This is a genomic window from Streptomyces sp. MMS24-W38 (assembly GCF_059889265.1).
Genome location: NZ_JCBCPP010000001.1, coordinates 3,412,007 through 3,430,949, shown reverse-complemented (window position 1 = coordinate 3,430,949; position 18,943 = coordinate 3,412,007). Strand labels below are relative to the sequence as shown.

General features: G+C 69.3%; 9 protein-coding genes and 2 rRNA genes. 5 read left to right on the top strand and 6 right to left on the bottom strand.

Features of this window, described 5'->3' with window-relative positions:
- Positions 1 to 7 precede the first annotated feature (7 nt).
- The 3 genes from AC6F7H_RS14430 to AC6F7H_RS14420 form a co-directional block, all read right to left on the bottom strand.
- A 23S ribosomal RNA gene (locus AC6F7H_RS14430) occupies positions 8 to 3,128 on the bottom strand.
- A 317-nt stretch (positions 3,129 to 3,445) separates the two neighbouring features.
- Positions 3,446 to 4,973 (bottom strand): 16S ribosomal RNA (locus tag AC6F7H_RS14425).
- The 16S and 23S rRNA genes sit together here, the layout of an rRNA operon.
- A gap of 702 nt (positions 4,974 to 5,675) precedes the next feature.
- Positions 5,676 to 6,233, bottom strand: coding sequence for a MarR family winged helix-turn-helix transcriptional regulator (locus AC6F7H_RS14420; protein ID WP_500757389.1), 558 nt, complete (start codon positions 6,231 to 6,233; stop codon positions 5,676 to 5,678).
- Positions 6,234 to 6,369: 136 nt separating this feature from the next.
- On the opposite strand from AC6F7H_RS14420, the gene AC6F7H_RS14415 reads away from it, so the two are divergent.
- Entirely contained in the window at positions 6,370 to 7,647 is a 1,278-nt protein-coding gene (locus AC6F7H_RS14415) for an MFS transporter (RefSeq protein ID WP_500761816.1), read from the top strand.
- A 39-nt stretch (positions 7,648 to 7,686) separates the two neighbouring features.
- Here the strand turns inward: AC6F7H_RS14415 and AC6F7H_RS14410 are convergent, their stop codons facing one another.
- Positions 7,687 to 9,378 carry an ATP-binding SpoIIE family protein phosphatase gene (locus AC6F7H_RS14410; RefSeq protein ID WP_500757388.1) on the bottom strand — a complete coding sequence of 564 codons (1,692 nt, stop codon included), beginning with the start codon at positions 9,376 to 9,378 and terminating at the stop codon, positions 7,687 to 7,689.
- A gap of 173 nt (positions 9,379 to 9,551) precedes the next feature.
- The gene (locus AC6F7H_RS14405; protein ID WP_500757387.1) at positions 9,552 to 10,934 is read right to left on the bottom strand and encodes an NAD(P)/FAD-dependent oxidoreductase; all 1,383 of its coding nucleotides are present in this window, start codon (positions 10,932 to 10,934) and stop codon (positions 9,552 to 9,554) included.
- A gap of 377 nt (positions 10,935 to 11,311) precedes the next feature.
- Here AC6F7H_RS14405 and AC6F7H_RS14400 point away from each other — a divergent pair, with 377 nt between their 5' ends.
- Positions 11,312 to 12,070 carry a TetR/AcrR family transcriptional regulator gene (locus tag AC6F7H_RS14400; RefSeq protein WP_500757386.1) on the top strand — a complete coding sequence of 253 codons (759 nt, stop codon included), beginning with the start codon at positions 11,312 to 11,314 and terminating at the stop codon, positions 12,068 to 12,070.
- Positions 12,071 to 12,355: 285 nt separating this feature from the next.
- On the opposite strand, the gene AC6F7H_RS14395 is transcribed toward AC6F7H_RS14400, so the two are convergent.
- Positions 12,356 to 14,467: an asparagine synthase-related protein gene (locus AC6F7H_RS14395; RefSeq protein ID WP_500757385.1), complete on the bottom strand. Its 2,112-nt coding sequence runs from the start codon at positions 14,465 to 14,467 to the stop codon at positions 12,356 to 12,358.
- A gap of 717 nt (positions 14,468 to 15,184) precedes the next feature.
- Here AC6F7H_RS14395 and AC6F7H_RS14390 point away from each other — a divergent pair.
- The 3 genes from AC6F7H_RS14390 (at position 15,185) to trmB (ending at position 18,876) form a co-directional block, all read left to right on the top strand.
- Positions 15,185 to 16,609 (top strand): NsdA family TPR-like regulatory protein, encoded by a 1,425-nt coding sequence (locus AC6F7H_RS14390; RefSeq protein WP_109382637.1) that lies wholly within the window; start codon positions 15,185 to 15,187, stop codon positions 16,607 to 16,609.
- 88 nt (positions 16,610 to 16,697) lie between these two features.
- A complete protein-coding gene (gene lhgD / locus AC6F7H_RS14385; RefSeq protein WP_500761814.1) occupies positions 16,698 to 17,981 on the top strand; it encodes an L-2-hydroxyglutarate dehydrogenase in 1,284 nt (427 codons plus the stop codon).
- Positions 17,982 to 18,018: 37 nt separating this feature from the next.
- A complete protein-coding gene (trmB, locus tag AC6F7H_RS14380) occupies positions 18,019 to 18,876 on the top strand; it encodes a tRNA (guanosine(46)-N7)-methyltransferase TrmB (RefSeq protein ID WP_500757384.1) in 858 nt (285 codons plus the stop codon).
- Positions 18,877 to 18,943 lie beyond the last annotated feature (67 nt).

Below are 18,943 nucleotides of genomic sequence, written 5' to 3'. Positions count from 1 at the left end.
AGCAACTGAGGACAAGCCCTCGGCCTATTAGTACCGGTCACCTCCACCCCTTACGAGGCTTCCAGATCCGGCCTATCAACCCAGTCGTCTACTGGGAGCCTTACCCCATCAAGTGGGTGGGAACACTCATCTCGAAGCAGGCTTCCCGCTTAGATGCTTTCAGCGGTTATCCCTCCCGAACGTAGCCAACCAGCCATGCCCTTGGCAGAACAACTGGCACACCAGAGGTTCGTCCGTCCCGGTCCTCTCGTACTAGGGACAGCCCTTCTCAATGTTCCTGCGCGCGCAGCGGATAGGGACCGAACTGTCTCACGACGTTCTAAACCCAGCTCGCGTACCGCTTTAATGGGCGAACAGCCCAACCCTTGGGACCGACTCCAGCCCCAGGATGCGACGAGCCGACATCGAGGTGCCAAACCATCCCGTCGATATGGACTCTTGGGGAAGATCAGCCTGTTATCCCCGGGGTACCTTTTATCCGTTGAGCGACGGCGCTTCCACAAGCCACCGCCGGATCACTAGTCCCGACTTTCGTCCCTGCTCGACCCGTCGGTCTCACAGTCAAGCTCCCTTGTGCACTTACACTCACCACCTGATTGCCAACCAGGCTGAGGGAACCTTTGGGCGCCTCCGTTACCCTTTAGGAGGCAACCGCCCCAGTTAAACTACCCATCAGACACTGTCCCTGATCCGGATCACGGACCCAGGTTAGACATCCAGCACGACCAGACTGGTATTTCAACGACGACTCCACCACCACTGGCGTGGCGGCTTCACGGTCTCCCAGCTATCCTACACAAGCCGAACCGAACACCAATATCAAACTGTAGTAAAGGTCCCGGGGTCTTTCCGTCCTGCTGCGCGAAACGAGCATCTTTACTCGTAATGCAATTTCACCGGGCCTATGGTTGAGACAGTCGAGAAGTCGTTACGCCATTCGTGCAGGTCGGAACTTACCCGACAAGGAATTTCGCTACCTTAGGATGGTTATAGTTACCACCGCCGTTTACTGGCGCTTAAGTTCTCAGCTTCGCCAGGACGAATCCTGACTGACCGGTCCCCTTAACGTTCCAGCACCGGGCAGGCGTCAGTCCGTATACCTCGCCTTACGGCTTCGCACGGACCTGTGTTTTTAGTAAACAGTCGCTTCTCGCTGGTCTCTGCGGCCACCCCCAGCTCACCGAGTAAATCGGATCACCGGGCGTGGCCCCCCTTCTCCCGAAGTTACGGGGGCATTTTGCCGAGTTCCTTAACCATAGTTCACCCGAACGCCTCGGTATTCTCTACCTGACCACCTGAGTCGGTTTGGGGTACGGGCCGCCATGAAACTCGCTAGAGGCTTTTCTCGACAGCATAGGATCATCCACTTCACCGCAATCGGCTCGGCATCGGGTCTCAGACACATGTCAGGCGGATTTGCCTGCCTGACGTCCTACACCCTTACCCCGGGACAACCACCGCCCGGGCTGGACTACCTTCCTGCGTCACCCCATCACTCACCTACTACAGGTCTGGTCCGTCGGCTCCACCACTCCCCTTCACCCGAAGGATCCGGGGCGGCTTCACGGACTTAGCATCGCCTGGTTCGATGTCTGTCGCTTCACAGCGGGTACCGGAATATCAACCGGTTGTCCATCGACTACGCCTGTCGGCCTCGCCTTAGGTCCCGACTTACCCTGGGCAGATCAGCTTGACCCAGGAACCCTTGGTCAATCGGCGCACACGTTTCTCACGTGTGAATCGCTACTCATGCCTGCATTCTCACTCGTGAACCGTCCACAACTCGCTTCCGCGGCTGCTTCACCCGGCACACGACGCTCCCCTACCCATCACGATCCCCGTTGGGGGTACATATCGCAATGACACGACTTCGGCGGTACGCTTGAGCCCCGCTACATTGTCGGCGCGGAATCACTAGACCAGTGAGCTATTACGCACTCTTTCAAGGATGGCTGCTTCTAAGCCAACCTCCTGGTTGTCTGTGCGACTCCACATCCTTTCCCACTTAGCGTACGCTTGGGGGCCTTAGTCGATGCTCTGGGCTGTTTCCCTCTCGACCATGGAGCTTATCCCCCACGGTCTCACTGCCGCGCTCTCACTTGCCGGCATTCGGAGTTTGGCTAAGGTCAGTAACCCGGTAGGGCCCATCGCCTATCCAGTGCTCTACCTCCGGCAAGAAACACGCGACGCTGCACCTAAATGCATTTCGGGGAGAACCAGCTATCACGGAGTTTGATTGGCCTTTCACCCCTAACCACAGGTCATCCCCCAGGTTTTCAACCCTGGTGGGTTCGGTCCTCCACGACCTCTTACAGCCGCTTCAACCTGCCCATGGCTAGATCACTCCGCTTCGGGTCTTGAGCGTGCTACTGAAACGCCCTGTTCGGACTCGCTTTCGCTACGGCTTCCCCACCCGGGTTAACCTCGCAACACACCGCAAACTCGCAGGCTCATTCTTCAAAAGGCACGCAGTCACGACATGCAGGCAAGCCTGCATGCGACGCTCCCACGGCTTGTAGGCACACGGTTTCAGGTACTATTTCACTCCCCTCCCGGGGTACTTTTCACCATTCCCTCACGGTACTGTCCGCTATCGGTCACCAGGGAATATTTAGGCTTGGCGGGTGGTCCCGCCGGATTCACACGGGATTTCTCGGGCCCCGTGCTACTTGGGTGTCTCTCCAACGAGCCGTACAGATTTCGGCTACGGGGGTCTTACCCTCTGCGCCGGACCTTTCGCATGTCCTTCGCCTATCCATACGGTTTCTGACTCGTCCCACGGCCGGCAGACCGTGGAAGAGAGATCCCACAACCCCGCATGCGCAACCCCTGCCGGGTCTCACACGCCTGCGGTTTGGCCTCGTCCGGTTTCGCTCGCCACTACTCCCGGAATCACGGTTGTTTTCTCTTCCTGCGGGTACTGAGATGTTTCACTTCCCCGCGTTCCCTCCGCATACCCTATGTGTTCAGGTATGGGTGACAGCCCATGACGACTGCCGGGTTTCCCCATTCGGAAACCCCCGGATCACAGCCTGGTTGACGGCTCCCCGGGGACTATCGTGGCCTCCCACGTCCTTCATCGGTTCCTGGTGCCAAGGCATCCACCGTGCGCCCTTAAAAACTTGGCCACAGATGCTCGCGTCCACTGTGCAGTTCTCAAACAACGACCGACCACCCGTCACCCCGAGCCGAGGCTCGGGTGCACCGGGGCCGGCACCGAAGGCTTCCCGGCCGTGCGGCCGTGCCCTCAGACACCCAACAGCGTGCCCGGCCGGCGTCCGTCCGGAGATCATGCGTTCCACGCTCCGGGGAGCAGTACTTGCAGTCTCCGGCCCGAGACGGCCGGCCGAATAATCAACGTTCCACCCATGAGCAACCAGTGCGAGACGTTCGCCCGCATGCTGGCCCCTGAACCGGGCAAGCCCGGTTGAGAAGTGCTCCTTAGAAAGGAGGTGATCCAGCCGCACCTTCCGGTACGGCTACCTTGTTACGACTTCGTCCCAATCGCCAGTCCCACCTTCGACGGCTCCCTCCCACGAGGGGTTGGGCCACCGGCTTCGGGTGTTACCGACTTTCGTGACGTGACGGGCGGTGTGTACAAGGCCCGGGAACGTATTCACCGCAGCAATGCTGATCTGCGATTACTAGCAACTCCGACTTCATGGGGTCGAGTTGCAGACCCCAATCCGAACTGAGACCGGCTTTTTGAGATTCGCTCCACCTCGCGGTATCGCAGCTCATTGTACCGGCCATTGTAGCACGTGTGCAGCCCAAGACATAAGGGGCATGATGACTTGACGTCGTCCCCACCTTCCTCCGAGTTGACCCCGGCGGTCTCCCGTGAGTCCCCAGCACCCCCGGAGGGGCCTGCTGGCAACACGGGACAAGGGTTGCGCTCGTTGCGGGACTTAACCCAACATCTCACGACACGAGCTGACGACAGCCATGCACCACCTGTACACCGACCACAAGGGGGACCCTGTCTCCAGGGTTTTCCGGTGTATGTCAAGCCTTGGTAAGGTTCTTCGCGTTGCGTCGAATTAAGCCACATGCTCCGCTGCTTGTGCGGGCCCCCGTCAATTCCTTTGAGTTTTAGCCTTGCGGCCGTACTCCCCAGGCGGGGCACTTAATGCGTTAGCTGCGGCACCGACGACGTGGAATGTCGCCAACACCTAGTGCCCACCGTTTACGGCGTGGACTACCAGGGTATCTAATCCTGTTCGCTCCCCACGCTTTCGCTCCTCAGCGTCAGTATCGGCCCAGAGATCCGCCTTCGCCACCGGTGTTCCTCCTGATATCTGCGCATTTCACCGCTACACCAGGAATTCCGATCTCCCCTACCGAACTCTAGCCTGCCCGTATCGACTGCAGACCCGGGGTTGAGCCCCGGGCTTTCACAACCGACGCGACAGGCCGCCTACGAGCTCTTTACGCCCAATAATTCCGGACAACGCTCGCGCCCTACGTATTACCGCGGCTGCTGGCACGTAGTTAGCCGGCGCTTCTTCTGCAGGTACCGTCACTTGCGCTTCTTCCCTGCTGAAAGAGGTTTACAACCCGAAGGCCGTCGTCCCTCACGCGGCGTCGCTGCATCAGGCTTGCGCCCATTGTGCAATATTCCCCACTGCTGCCTCCCGTAGGAGTCTGGGCCGTGTCTCAGTCCCAGTGTGGCCGGTCGCCCTCTCAGGCCGGCTACCCGTCGTCGCCTTGGTGAGCCGTTACCTCACCAACCAGCTGATAGGCCGCGGGCTCATCCTCCACCGCCGGAGCTTTCGACCCCCGCCCATGCGGGCGGGGGTGGTATCCGGTATTAGACCCCGTTTCCAGGGCTTGTCCCGAAGTGGAGGGCAGATTGCCCACGTGTTACTCACCCGTTCGCCACTAATCCCCACCGAAGTGGTTCATCGTTCGACTTGCATGTGTTAAGCACGCCGCCAGCGTTCGTCCTGAGCCAGGATCAAACTCTCCGTGAATGCTTCCGGGATGTCCCGGTGACACACACGAGAGCGGAACCACCGGAGGAATAGTCCGGCGGTTCACAGCGTCCTCGCTGTGATTCTTCAAAGGAACCTCGTCCCGGCCTGATGACCGGAGACGGGGTATCAACATATCTGGCGTTGATTTTTGGCACGCTGTTGAGTTCTCAAGGAACGGACGCTTCCTTCGTACTCACCCCTGCGGGTTTTCCTCCGGGCGCTTCCCTTCGGTCTTGCGTTTCCGACTCTATCAGATCTTTCCGATCCGATTTCCTCGGGTTTCGCTTTCCGGGTTCCCGCTTTCCGCGTTTCCCTTTCCGGCGTTTCCGACTCTATCAGATCTTTTTCTTCGACCTGACCCCCGGTCAGCGGGGTTTGTCTTTCCGGCCGTTGGGCCGTTCCGACGTCTCAAACCTTAGCGGACTCCCTCGCTGCTTCTCAAATCGGAGCCGTTCGGATCCAAATCGAGTCGCAGAGTCCCGTACGAATTGAATTCGGGCACGCCGAAATCGGTCCGCTTGGGAGGTCATGCTGTTGGTGTGAGTGCCGCTGTCGCGGCGGATGTGTTGCCGCAGAACCGTTACGGCCTGATGGCAACTCGAAGAACACTACGGATCGGGCAGGGGAGTGTCAAGCGAGCCCTGTCAAGATCTTTTCAGTCGGCCGCAGCTGCCCGGCCGACCCGTCGGTCCGGGGCCGTCAGTCCAGGTCCGTGAGGCGTCCGCCGGCGTCGGGCTGGGCGTCCTCCACCCTACGCAGGAGGCGGGTGAGCATCTCACCCAGGGCGGTCCGCTCGTCCGCGGAGAGGTCCTGGAGGAGGTCCCCCTCGAAGACCGTCGCCATGCGCATCACCTCCATCCACTTCTCGCGGCCGGCATCCGTGATCTCGACGATGACCCGTACCCGGTTCGTCTCGTCCCGGTCCCGGCTGACGAGCCCTTCGGCGACCATGCGGTCGATCCGGTGGGTCATGGCGGCCGGCGTCAGGCCCAGCCGCTTGGCGAGGTCGCTGGGTCCCATGCGGTAGGGAGCGCCGGAGAGGACGAGGGCCTTGAGCACCTCCCAGTCGGCGTTGGTGATGCCCAGCTCGGCGGTCTGGCGGCCGTAGGCCACGTTCATACGGCGGTTGAGGCGGGACAGCACCGAGACGATCTTCTCGACCTGGGGGTCGAGGTCCTGGAACTCGCGCTGGTACGCGGCGAGCTGCTCTTCGAGTGTCGGCTCTGTCGGCCCGCCGGGGCCGGGAGTGTCGCCCATGGCCGCAGTATGGCACGCCACCTTCATCCTGAAGCCCTTCGTGCTGAAGCCGTTCGATGTGTACTCTTTACCTTCGAACTTTAGCTTCTAAGTCTTCACGTCTAACTTGTCGAGAGAGGTGAACGTGACCAGGGCGATGGGCGCCGCGATGCGCCGGATCCACGTGGGCAACGCACTCAGTGCGTTCGGGCTCGGTTTCACCGTCCCCTACCTGTACGTCTATGTGGCGCAGGTGCGGGGGCTCGGGCCCATGACGGCGGGGCTGGTGCTCGCCGTCTTCGCCGTGGCCGCACTGATCGTGCTGCCGTTCGCCGGACGGGCCATCGTCCGGCGGGGCCCGCTGCCGGTGCTGCTCGTCGCCCTGTTCACGGCCGCCGTCGGCGCGCTGAGCCTGGGTCTGTCGGGCGGTGCGCCGAGCGTGCTGCTGTCGGCGGCGGTGCTCGGGGCCGGGCAGGCCGTGATGCAGCCGGCGCTGGCGACGATGATCGTGGACTGCTCCACCGCGGAGACCCGGTCGCGGGCGTTCGCCATGCAGTTCTTCCTGCAGAATCTCGGGCTCGGGATCGGCGGTCTCATCGGCGGACACCTCGTCGACACCACGAAACCCGGCTCCTTCACCCTGCTGTTCTCGATCGAGGCGGCGATGTTCCTGCTGCTGGTCGGGGTGATGGCCACGGTGCGGATGCCGCACTCGCCGCGGGTCGCGGGCGCTCCGACGGCATCGGCGAAGGGCAGCTGGAAGCAGCTGCTGGGCAACCGGGCCATGGTGCAGCTGTGCGTCCTGGGCTTCGTGGTGTTCTTCGCCTGCTACGGGCAGTTCGAGTCGGGGCTGAGCGCGTACGGGGTCGAGGCGGCCGGCATCTCGCCGTCCACCCTGGGGACGGCGCTGGCGGCGAACACGCTGGTCATCGTGATCGCGCAGTTCCTGGTGCTGCGGTTCGTGGAGCGCCGCAGGCGCACCCGCGTGATCGCGTCGGTGGGGCTGCTCTGGGCCGTGGCGTGGGCCGTGGCCGGGTACGCGGGCCTCGGCAACGGCAGCCAGGCGATGGCCACCGCCGCCTTCATCTCGACGTACGCCCTGTTCGGGCTGGGTGAGTCGTTGCTGTCGCCGACGCTCGCCCCGCTGGTGGCGGATCTCGCGCCGACCGGTCTCGCGGGGCAGTACAACGCGGCTTTCGCCCTGGTGAAGCAGCTGGCGCTGGCCATCGGTCCGGCTGTGGGCGGGCCGATGGGTGCCTCGTTGCACGCGCCGTACATCGTGGTCTTCGTGCTGGTCTCGCTGGGGATCACCGTGCTCGCGCTGCGGTTGGGCCGGCAGCTCACGGACGTGCAGAACCAGCCGTCGGTGGCGCGGAGCCTGGTGGTGACGCAGGGCGGAGGCGCATCGGCGGAGCAGGCTCCGGCACCCGCCTGACCTACCCGCCCCGTCGGAGGGCTTCGCCACGAGCCCGCCCTACGAACCCGGCGGCTTCGGCAGGGCGAACTCGCACCAGACGGCCTTGCCGCCGCCCGGGGTGCGTCTGCTTCCCCAGTTGGAGGCGATCGTCGCGACGATCGCGATGCCCCGGCCGGACTCGTCGGCGGGTTCCGCGCGGCGGCGCCTCGGGAGGTGGTCGTCGCCGTCGGTGACCTCGACGATCAGCCGGCGATCGGTGCGGCGCAGACGCAGTCGCATGGGCGGTGTGCCGTGCTGGAGGGAGTTGGCGACGAGTTCGCTGGCGGCCAGGACGCCCAGGTCGTGCAGGTCGGCGGGGAACCGCCAGCTGGTCAGCACACCGGAGGCGAAGGCACGCGCGCGTGGGGCCGCTTCGACGCCGCCCAACAGCTCCAGGGCCGCGTTGCGGAAGAGCTCGCTCTCCGGGCCCTTGCGGGCGGGGTGCTGGAGCACCAGCACGGCGACGTCGTCGTCGTGGTCCGGGGTCACACCCGCCGAGCGGACCAGGCGGTCGCAGACCACTTGGGGGGTGCCGGTCGCGCCGGCCAGGGCGCGCTCCAGGACCGCGATGCCCTCGTCGAGGTCCTCGTCGCGGCGCTCGACCAGGCCGTCCGTGTAGAGGACGGCGGTGGAGCCGGGGCCCAGCGGGATCGAGCCGGAGGAGTGCATCCAGCCGCCGGTGCCGAGCGGGGGCCCGGTCGGCTCGTCGGCGCGCTGGACGGTGCCCTGCTCGTCGCGGACCAGGATGGGCAGGTGGCCGGCGGAGGCGTAGACGAGGGTGCCCTCGTTGGGGTCGTGGATGGCGTACGCGCACGTGGCGATCTGGTTGGCGTCGATCTCCATGGCGAGGCCGTCGAGCAGTTGGAGCACCTCGTGCGGGGGGAGGTCGAGACGGGCGTAGGCGCGCACCGCGGTGCGGAGCTGGCCCATGACGGCCGCCGCGCGGACGCCCCGGCCCATGACGTCGCCGATGACCAGGGCGGTGCGCCCGCCGCCGAGGGTGATCACGTCGTACCAGTCGCCGCCGACCGCGGCCTCGGTGCCGCCGGGGTGGTAGGTGGCGGCGACCCGCAGGTCGTCGGGCTCCTCGAGTTCCTGCGGGAGGAGAGAGCGCTGGAGGGTGACGGCGGTCTCGCGCTGGCGGCGTTCGCTCGCGCGCAGCCGTTCGGCGGCCTCGGCGTGGTCGGTGACGTCGGTGGCGAAGACCAGCACACCGCGCCCGCGGCCGCCACGGCCGCGTCCGCCGCCCTCGGCCCCGTCGGCGTGGCCGTCGGTGACCGGGGTGCAGGTGAAGGTGTAGGAGCGGCCGTCGGGGGCCTTGCGGGACTTGACCGTGCGGGGCTTGCCGCTGCGCAGGACCTGGTCGAGGAGGGTGAGCAGGCCGAGTTCGTCGAGCTCCGGGAGCGCTCCTCGCGCGGGGGCGCCGACCGGGCGGGGGCCGAAGGCTGCCGTGTAGGCGTCGTTGAGGTAGGCGATGCGGTGGTCGGGGCCGTGCACCAGGGCGACGAGGGAGGGGACGTGGTCGAGGACCTCGCGCACCCTGAGGTCGTCGACGGCGGGCACGGGCGGTGGTCGGTCGGCGGGTTGTTCGGCGCGGGCGGCGGGCACGGAGCCCTCTCCCCGCCGGTCCGGGGAGACCGTGTGCTCGCTGCGCGCTGTGGCGCGGCGCTGCGTTCCGGGGAGCCGGGCGCTCCAGCGCGTGAAGTTCACGAATCCTTGCCTCGGGTAGTCGTCGGCGGCCGGGAACCGGGACCGGCCGGGGCCCCGGGGCCGCACCGGGGGCGGACGGCCGCCCGCCCCCGGTGGTGGACCAGTCTGGCAGGCTGCCGACCGGGCCGACATCCGTCAGACGTCGGGCCGGTCGGTGGAGTTCCTGGGTCCGGTCAGGACGACCCCTTCGGGTTGTGCGGGGGTTCCTGAGAAGGCTTTCCACCGGCCGCCAGTTCGAACTCGGCCCGCGGGTGTTCGAGTGAACCCAGGGAGACGATCTCCCGTTTGAAGAGCCCGGCGAGGGTCCATTCGGCGGCCACGCGCGCCTTGCGGTTGAAGGTGGGGACGCGGCTCAGGTGGTAGGTGCGGTGCATGAACCAGGCCGGGTAGCCCTTGAGTTTGCGCCCGTAGACGTGGGCGACGCCCTTGTGCAGTCCCAGGGAGGCGACCGACCCGGCGTAGGAGTGGGCGTATTTCTCCAGGGGTTCGCCGCGCAGGGAGTGCACGACGTTGTCGGCGAGGAGTTTGGCCTGGCGGAGTGCGTGCTGCGCGTTGGGGGCGCACTCCCGGCCGGGCTCCTTCGAGGTGACGTCGGGGACGGCGGCGGCGTCGCCCGCGGCCCACGCGTGCGTGGCGCCCTCCACGGCGAGTTCGGCGGTGCATTTCAGCCGCCCGCGCTCGTCGCGCGCCAGGTCGGTGGCGGCGAGAACGGGATGCGGTTTGACCCCGGCGGTCCACACGACGGTGCGGGTGGGGAACCGGGCGCCGTCGCTGAGCACGGCGACGCGGTCGGCGCAGGACTCGAGGCGGGTCTCGAGCCGTACGTCGATGTTGCGGCGGCGCAGTTCGCTGACCGTGTACCGGCCCATCGCCTCGCCGACCTCGGGCAGGATGCGGTTCGAGGCCTCGACGAGGATCCACTTCATGTCCTCGGGGCGGAGGTTGTGGTAGTACCGCGTGGCGTAGCGGGCCATGTCCTCCAGCTCGCCGAGTGCCTCGACGCCCGCGTAGCCGCCGCCGACGAAGACGAAGGTGAGGGCCGCGTCGCGGACGTCGGGGTCGCGGGTGGAGGAGGCGATGTCCATCTGCTCGAGGACGTGGTTGCGCAGCCCGACGGCCTCCTCGAGGGTCTTGAAGCCGATGGCGTGGTCGGCGAGACCGGGGATCGGCAGGGTGCGTGAGACGGAGCCGGGCGCGAGGACGAGTTCGTCGTACGCCATCGGCCGGCCGCCGCCGCTGCCCTCCTCCTCGCTGGCGAGCGTGGCGACGGTGGCGGTGCGGGCGGCGTGGTCGAGGGCGGTGACCTCGCCGATGACGATGTGGCACCGGTCCAGGACACGACGCAGCGGTACGACGACATGCTGAGGAGAAATGGCACCGGCGGCCGCTTCCGGGAGAAAGGGCTGGTACGTCATGTACGGGTCCGGTGTGACCACGGTGATCTCGACGGCGCCCCGGGCGAGTTCCCGTTTCAGCTTCCGCTGCAGGCGCAGGGCCGTGTACATCCCGACGTATCCACCGCCGACAACAAGAATGCGCGCACGTTCCTTCACCATCCCATGACGCACCCGTCGCTCGCGTTTGTCCACAGCCCCGACGAATTGTGTGACCGGAGGCCGTGGACGGGCCGGAGGAGCCGGATGGGCCGACCGAACAGCGTGTCCGCAGGTCAGCGGCGATTTTCCGGTGCTGCCCCGGGGGCGCATTCGGGATCAATGCGCTCCGTACTCCGATCGAGGGGCGCTCAGTGCGGAACCTGCCCCTTCTGAATTGACCCTCACTCAACTATGTTCTTACGTCGACGGGGTGTAGGGGGATGCGCTCTCCGGGTCCGCGACGGGCGGATCCGGCCACCGGGCATGTTCCTCGAACCCCAGCCATCTGTGGCGGGGAGTCTCCGGGGGGAGACGTCATCATTACCGGGGGAAAGCGTATGCACGTTCAGGATTCTCATTGGTCTTCCGCGTCCGCTGTCGCGCCCGGCGCCGCGCTGAGCGCGCCGTCGGGCCGCGGACGCGCGGGCGGACCGCGCACGGCACCGCTGCGTGTGGACGCCCAGCGCAATCTGGAGCACGTGCTGCGTGCGGCCCGCGAGGTCTTCGGCGAGCTGGGCTACGGCGCGCCGATGGAGGACGTGGCACGCCGGGCACGGGTCGGTGTGGGCACGGTGTACCGGCGCTTCCCGAGCAAGGACGTCCTGGTGCGGCGGATAGCCGAGGAGGAGATCTCCCGGCTGACCGACCAGGCGCGTGCGGCGCTCGGTCAGGAGGACGAACCGTGGTCGGCGCTGTCCCGCTTCCTGCGCACGTCGGTCGACTCGGGCGCGGGGCGGCTGCTGCCCCCGCAGGTGCTGCGGGTGGGTGTGGCGGACGAGCACGGCGCGGCGGACCACGCGCGGGTGCCTCAGCAGCGGGCGCAGCCCGCGACGGGTGAGCTGCGGCTGGTGCCCGGGGAACCGTCGGCCGGCAGTGCGGAGGACGACGCCGGCGCGGCACAGCTCCTCGACGTCGTCGGCCGGCTGGTGGAGCGGGCCCGCGAGGCGGGCGCACTGCGGCCGGACGTGTCGGTGTCGGACGTGCTCCTGGTGATCGCCACGGCCGCGCCCTCGCTGCCGGACCCGGCGCAGCAGGCGGCGGCCTCGGCACGTCTGCTGGACATCCTGCTGGAGGGCCTGCGCTCACGCCCGGCGTGAGCCTCGTACGGCTTCTCTCCCGAACGGGGGGCACGGCCGGGCCTGTCCGGCGGAACCGGGCCTGTCCGGCGGGCAGGTTCACCTGCACGTGAATCCGTACAGGGCGGGTCCGGACCGCCCACGGCGGGAAGGTGACGGGGCTGGGGTGGCTGCCCGCGGCGGCCGGCGCGTCGACGTCGGCCACCGCGCGGTCACCCGGTTCCGCGCCGGGCCGAGGACGGATTCCCCCATCGGCCCGCGCTGACACCCGACCCACATCTGCCCGAGCGCCGCAGGCACCTCCGCTCAGGCTCCGCGAGCCAGCGCCCCCCGTTGTGGCGCGATGCCCTCGGGGACCGCGCGCTGCCGCCCGGGCGTGCCCGTCCAGCAGGTGCCCCGCCGGGCCAACAGCCGCCGCAGCCACAGCTCCAGCGAGACCAGGTCCGCCAGCCCGTCCAGCGGCAGCGGCTCTCCCTCCGCCGCCGCCCGCAGCGCCTTGCGCACCACCCGGGCCTCGACCAGTCCCGCCTCCGCCAGCAGCGGCGTGTCGAACAGCGCCATCAGCGTGTCCGTGGCCACCCGCAGCCCGGTCCGCGCCGCGGCCGCCGTGGTCGCCTGGGTCGGCGCGCCCCACCCGGCGGGCAACTCCCGCACGCCCGCGCCTTCCAGCACGGTCCGCAGAATCGCGGCGCGCGCCCCCGGCTGCACCCGCAGCGCCTCGGGCAGCGCCCGGCACGCGCGGACGACCTGGTTGTCGAGGAACGGCGTGTGCAACCGCTGGAAGCGGACCTCGGCGGCCTGCTCCAGCACCCGCAGGTCCGCCGCGTACCGGGCCAGTGCCGCACGCGCGCGGAAGTCGCCTGGCCGCTGCCCCGGCCCCACCTCGGACCGGCTCGTCGAGGCCTGGAGGCGAACCGATACTTCAGCGAGCGCCTCACCGGTCAGCCAGCGCGCCGCCGGCCCGGGTCTTCCCCAGGTGAGCGCGGCCAGCGAGGCGTCCGCCGCACCCCCGGGAGCCTCGTCGTCCAACTGGTGGCGCAGCAGCCGCTCCGCGAGGCCCTCCAGCCCCGTGCGGTAGGGCGTACGGGCGAGGCGCCGGGCCGCGGCGTACACCCGCGCGGGCACCATCACGGACCCGTCCGCCTTCGCCAGCGCGGCGACGGGCCGTACGAGATGGCGGCGTTTGCGGTCCATCAGCAGGTCGGCGAGCCGGGCGGGATGCGCGTCGAGCACCTGCCGGGCCCCGTACCCGGTGAAGTGGTCCGCGCTGCCCGCCGCCAGCCGCGCCCGGTGCCGGGCCGCGATCACGAGGGAGCGCCCCGGCTCGTCCGTCAGCGGCCCGTCCAGATCGGCGTACGGCAGGGTGTCCTCGCCGCCCGCGACCACCACGTGGTGCAGCCGGGGGTTGGCGGCCAGCGCCCCGGCCCGCGCCAGTTCGTCCTCCCGCCCGCCGGGCGGACCAACCGCGGAGCCCCCCGCGAGATCGTTGAAGGTGACGGCGAGCAGCCGTTCCCCCGCGCCCGTGCCGTGCCCCAGCACGGTCCCCGGCATGCCCGGCAGCCCGGCGGCGAGCAGTGCCAGCGTCCCGGACGCGGGTCCGCCCGACAGGTCGGCCCCGATCCCGGGCACCGGCATCCCGCGCGCCGCGCGCCGTTCGGCGGGCCCCATGCCCGGGACCGGGCCGGGGTCGATGTCGGCGCCGGGTACATGACGGGGAGCGGCGAGCCGGGTGCGTACCGCCTCGACCAGCGCGTCCCGGACGGCGTCCACCGCGCTGTCGGGATCGGCGGGAGGCGCGGCGACGGCGAGCGAGGCGACGGGCTCGTACCCGGCGATCTCGCGCGCCCCGGCGCGCAGGATCAGCGCATGCCCCGGCGGAACGCGCTTCACGCCGTCGTACGGCGTGGAGTCGTACAGCGCGGCCGGCACGTCGGGTGCGGCGAGGAGCGCGGCGAGGTGACCGAAGTCGAGGTTGGCCTCGACGAGATCGGCGAGCGGGAGCGCGGCGGTCGCGAACGCCGTGCCGCCCTCCCAGGGGGTGTGGAACACCGGCCGGGCGCCCGCGAGGTCGCCGCAGACGGTGATCCGGCGGCCCACCCGCACTACGGCGGTGTAGCTGCCCGGCCAGGCGGTCAGATGGCGGAGCGCACCGCCGCGCGCGGCGAACAGGGCGACGCGCAGCTGTTCGTCGGTGGCGCCGCAGGTGCCGAGGACGGCGATCCGGGTCTCGGGGTCGGCGGACACCACCCGCACCTCGTCGGGGCGCCAGTCGCCGACCGCCCACAGCGGATCGGGGTCGCCCCACAACGGTTGCGAACCCACCGGCTGCACGGTCTCGCCGTCGGATCCGGTGGCGCCGGCGGAGCCGAACGCCAGGGCACCCGCGGCGGTGCTGCTCCATCCCACCAACCACCGCATCGACGCCTCCACAGGCTGTGGACAACAAGTGCGCCGTGCGCACCGGTTCACCATGCTGCCATGAAGGAGGCGCTCAAGAGGGGTGCCGGTGCCGCATGTGCTCCGTCGAATGCGCCCCGGCGGATACACCCACCCCGCTCCGAACGCCCGCCCGACGCGAGGAGATCGCCCGACCGCGGCCGTGCACCCACCCCCGCCAACGCGACGCGAATGCGCCCCCCAGCGCGCCCCAAAAAACCTCTAACGCGCCCTCAACTGCCAGGACAGACACGGTGACAGCCCTCGAACGAGGGGGTCGATTTTCAGCCAATTCGGAGATGCGAGGAGAATCTCGAACACGCTCCGTACAGGCTCTGCGCACCGCTGAACGGTCGCACGGTCCGGGAGGCGGAGTGCGCCTCCCGGACCGTCTCCGCCGCCCGCGGGGATGAAGGCGGCGGTGTCCCCCAGCCCACTGGATCCAGTACAGCGGGCCGACCCACGCCCGACCATGGAACCGCTCCCGCCATGGCCGGAGTAGAGCGCACACACGGGCGCACGGCCACACGACGGGAGCATGCCGCAACCGCGCGTATCGGACCCGCACTTCAGTACGGACCACAATCCCGCCATCCGGAAGAATGCCCCTTAACGCTTGGGATGCGGCGAACTACGCTGGGTTTACGAATGCCGCCGGGTTATGCCAGAGCGGCAGCCGTCTGTGTCGAGGGGTGGCGCATGTCCAGGGAGCAACGCGGGCCGAACGAAAAACTCGGCACCGTTCTCGCCCTCGCGGGAATCTCCAACGCGGGCCTCGCGCGGCGCGTCAACGACCTTGGCGCCCAACGCGGATTGACCTTGCGCTACGACAAGACGTCGGTGGCGCGCTGGGTGTCGAAGGGGATGGTGCCACAGGGCACGGCGCCGCACCTGATCGCCGCCGCCATCGGCCAGAAACTCGGCCGCCCGGTGCCGCTCCACGAGATCGGCCTGGCGGACGCGGATCCCGCACCCGAAGTGGGCCTCGCCTTCCCCCGGGACGTCGGGCAGGCGGTGAAGTCCGCCACCGAGCTGTACCGGCTGGACCTGGCCGGCCGCAGAGCGGGATCCGGCGGCATCTGGCAGTCGCTCGCCGGATCGTTCGCGGTGAGCGCGTACGCGACGCCTGCCTCGCGCTGGCTGATAACCCCGGCCGACAGTTCGGTCGCGCGCGAGGTGAGCCCGGCGGAGGGCTCGGCCGCACCGGCCAAAGTCGGCCACAGCGATGTGCGCAAACTGCGCGAGGCGGCCGAGGACGCGCGGCGCTGGGACTCCAAGTACGGCGGCGGTGACTGGCGTTCCTCGATGGTCCCCGAGTGCCTGCGGGTGGAGGCGGCGCCGCTGCTGCTGGGCTCCTACGCCGACGACGTCGGCCGCGCCCTGTTCGGCGCGTCCGCCGAACTCACCCGGCTCGCCGGCTGGATGGCCTTCGACACCGGTCAGCAGGAGGCCGCCCAGCGCTACTACATCCAGGCCCTGCGCCTGGCCCGAGCGGCGGCCGACGTCCCCCTGGGGGGATACGTTCTGGCCTCCATGTCCCTCCAGGCCACCTACCGCGGTTTCGGCGACGAGGGCGTCGATCTCGCCCAGGCCGCGCTGGAGCGCAACCGCGGCCTGGCCACGGCCCGCACCATGAGCTTCTTCCGGCTCGTGGAGGCACGCGCGCACGCACGCGCGGGTGACGCCCCGGCGGCCGGCGCGGCCCTGAAGTCGGCCGAGGGCTGGCTGGAACGTTCCCGCCCCGGCGACAGCGACCCGGGCTGGCTCGGCTTCTACTCCTACGACCGGTTCGCCGCCGACGCCGCGGAGTGCTACCGCGATCTGAAGGCGCCCCGCCAGGTCCGCCGCTTCACCGAGCAGGCGCTGTCGCGTCCGACGGAGGAGTTCGTGCGCTCGCACGGTCTGCGGCTCGTCGTCTCGGCGGTCGCCGAGCTGGAGTCGGGCAACCTGGACGCCGCCTGCGAGCAGGGGGTGCGCGCGGTGGAGGTGGCCGGCCGCATCTCGTCCGCCCGCACCACCGAGTACGTCAAGGACCTCCTGCACCGCCTGGAGCCCTACGGCGACGAACCCCGCGTGGTCGAGCTGCGCGAGCGGGCCCGGCCGCTGCTGATGACACCCGCCTGAGCGCCCCGCCCGACCGGGCCGCCGGGGCCGCCTCGCCGAAGCCGGCGTCCCCGACGCCGCCGGGTTCACGGGCGTTGTCAGTGGCGTGGTGCACTATCGGGAGCGGGAGGTGGTGCGAGTGGTGCGGGCGGTGCGGCGGTCGTACGACTGCGACGTACTGGTGATCGGCGGCGGCATCGTCGGCCTGTCGACGGCGTACGCGATCACCCGCGCGGCGCCGGGCACGCGGGTCACGGTGCTGGAGAAGGAGCCCGGCCCCGCCCGGCACCAGACGGGCCGCAACAGCGGCGTCATCCACAGCGGCATCTACTACCGACCCGGCTCCCTCAAGGCGCGGTACGCGGTGCGGGGCGCGACGGAGATGGTCAAGTTCTGCGCGGAGTACGGCATCCCGCACGCCGTGACGGGCAAGCTGATCGTCGCCACCGACCGGGACGAACTGCCCCGCCTGCACGCCCTGGTCCAGCGCGGCCGGGAGAACGGGCTGACGGTCCGCGAACTGGGCGCGACGCAGATCGCCGAGTACGAGCCGGAGATCGAGGGCCTGGCCGCCATCCACGTCGGCACCACCGGCGTCTGCGACTTCGCGGCAGTGGCCCGCCACCTGGCGGAGGCGTCCGGCGCGGAGATCCGCTACGGCGCGCGGGTCGTCCGCGTCGACCGCCGCCCGGAACTGGGCGTCGCGGCCCTGACCGCCGTCGGGGACGTCGTGCGCGGCCGGGTCCTGGTGAACTGCGCCGGGCTGTACTGCGACGAGATCGCCCGCCTCACCGGTGACGATCCCGGCATGCGCATCGTGCCGTTCCGCGGCGAGTACTACGAGCTGACCCGGCCGGAGCTGATCCGCGGCCTGGTCTACCCGGTGCCCGACCCGGCGTTCCCGTTCCTCGGCGTCCACCTCACCCGCGGCGTCGACGGCGGCGTCCACGTCGGCCCCAACGCCGTACCGGCGCTGGCCCGCGAGGGCTACGACTGGCGCACGGTCCGCCCGCGCGAGCTGGCCGCCACCCTGGCCTGGCCGGGCTCCCGGCACCTGGTCCGCCGCCACTGGCGGCACGGCACGGGTGAACTGCACCGCTCGCTGTCCCGGCGGGCCTTCACCGAGGCGGTCCGCCGGCTCCTGCCCGCGGTCCGGGAGGCCGACCTGATCCCCGCCCCGGCCGGCGTGCGGGCGCAGGCCGTCCTGCGGGACGGCAGCCTGGCCGACGACTTCCTGATCCGGGAGACCCCCCGCGCGATCCACGTGTTCAACGCCCCCTCCCCCGCCGCGACGGCGTCCCTGCCCATCGGCCGGGAGATCGCCCGCCGAGCGCTGGCCACCCTGGCCGACCCGACACGGCGGAGCGCCGACGCGACCGCGAAGTCACCGTGAGGGCCGCCGTGCGGGCCGCCGTAAAATCGAGAGCACTGTGTCTGACTCCTTGAACACCCCCGCAGCCCCGCACACCGAGCACGCGCCCGGTGTGTCGATCCGCCGTACCCGGGAGAGGGGGGAGCCCCGCTTCCCCGACGGGCCGAAGGCCGATCCCGCCGGGTCGCACTTCGAGCGGCGGATCCGGAGTTTCCAGCCGCGCCGGAGCCGGGTCACCGCCGGGCAGGCGGACGCGCTGCAGCGGCTGTGGCACCGGTGGGGCTTCGACGTCGACGGACGCCGACTCGACCTCGCCGACTTCTTCGGCAACGACCGCCCCGTCGTCCTCGAGATCGGCTTCGGCATGGGTGAGGCCACCGTGCGCATGGCCGCCGCCGACCCCGGCACCAACGTCCTCGCCGTGGACGTCCACACACCCGGCCAGGGCCATCTGCTCAACCTCGCCGACCAGCACGGCCTGGACAACGTGCGCGTCGGCAACGGCGACGCGATCATCCTGCTCCGCGAGATGCTCACCCCCGACTCCCTGAGCGGGCTGCGCGTCTTCTTCCCCGACCCCTGGCCCAAGAAGCGGCACCACAAGCGCCGGCTGATCCAGCCCGACTTCCTCGCCCTCGCCGCGACCCGTCTGGCACCGGGCGCGGTCGTGCACTGCGCGACCGACTGGGAGCCGTACGCCCAGCAGATGCTCGAGGTGCTGACCGCGCATCCCGCCTTCGAGAACACCCTGGCGGACGGCGGTTTCGCACCGCGTCCGGAGTTCCGCCCGCTGACCCGTTTCGAGGGGCAGGGGCTGGAGAAGGGCCATGTGGTGAACGACCTGCTCTTCCGTCGCGTACCGCACGACGACCGACCCGGTGGCCGACCCGCCGGGCAGCCCCCCGCCGGCCCCTGAGCCCACCCGGCGTACCTGCGGGCAGCGCCCTTCCCTCGTTAGGGTCAATGCCGTGGACACCAGCCGT

What these genes read in the sequence shown, in the direction of transcription:
- AC6F7H_RS14420 (WP_500757389.1), bottom strand. Translation starts at nt 6,233, where the DNA reads ATGGGCGACACTCCCGGCCCCGGCGGGCCGACAGAGCCGACACTCGAA.
- AC6F7H_RS14415 (WP_500761816.1), top strand. Translation starts at nt 6,370, where the DNA reads ATGGGCGCCGCGATGCGCCGGATCCACGTGGGCAACGCACTCAGTGCG.
- AC6F7H_RS14405 (WP_500757387.1), bottom strand. Translation starts at nt 10,934, where the DNA reads ATGGTGAAGGAACGTGCGCGCATTCTTGTTGTCGGCGGTGGATACGTC.
- AC6F7H_RS14400 (WP_500757386.1), top strand. Translation starts at nt 11,312, where the DNA reads ATGCACGTTCAGGATTCTCATTGGTCTTCCGCGTCCGCTGTCGCGCCC.
- AC6F7H_RS14395 (WP_500757385.1), bottom strand. Translation starts at nt 14,467, where the DNA reads ATGCGGTGGTTGGTGGGATGGAGCAGCACCGCCGCGGGTGCCCTGGCG.
- AC6F7H_RS14390 (WP_109382637.1), top strand. Translation starts at nt 15,185, where the DNA reads ATGTCCAGGGAGCAACGCGGGCCGAACGAAAAACTCGGCACCGTTCTC.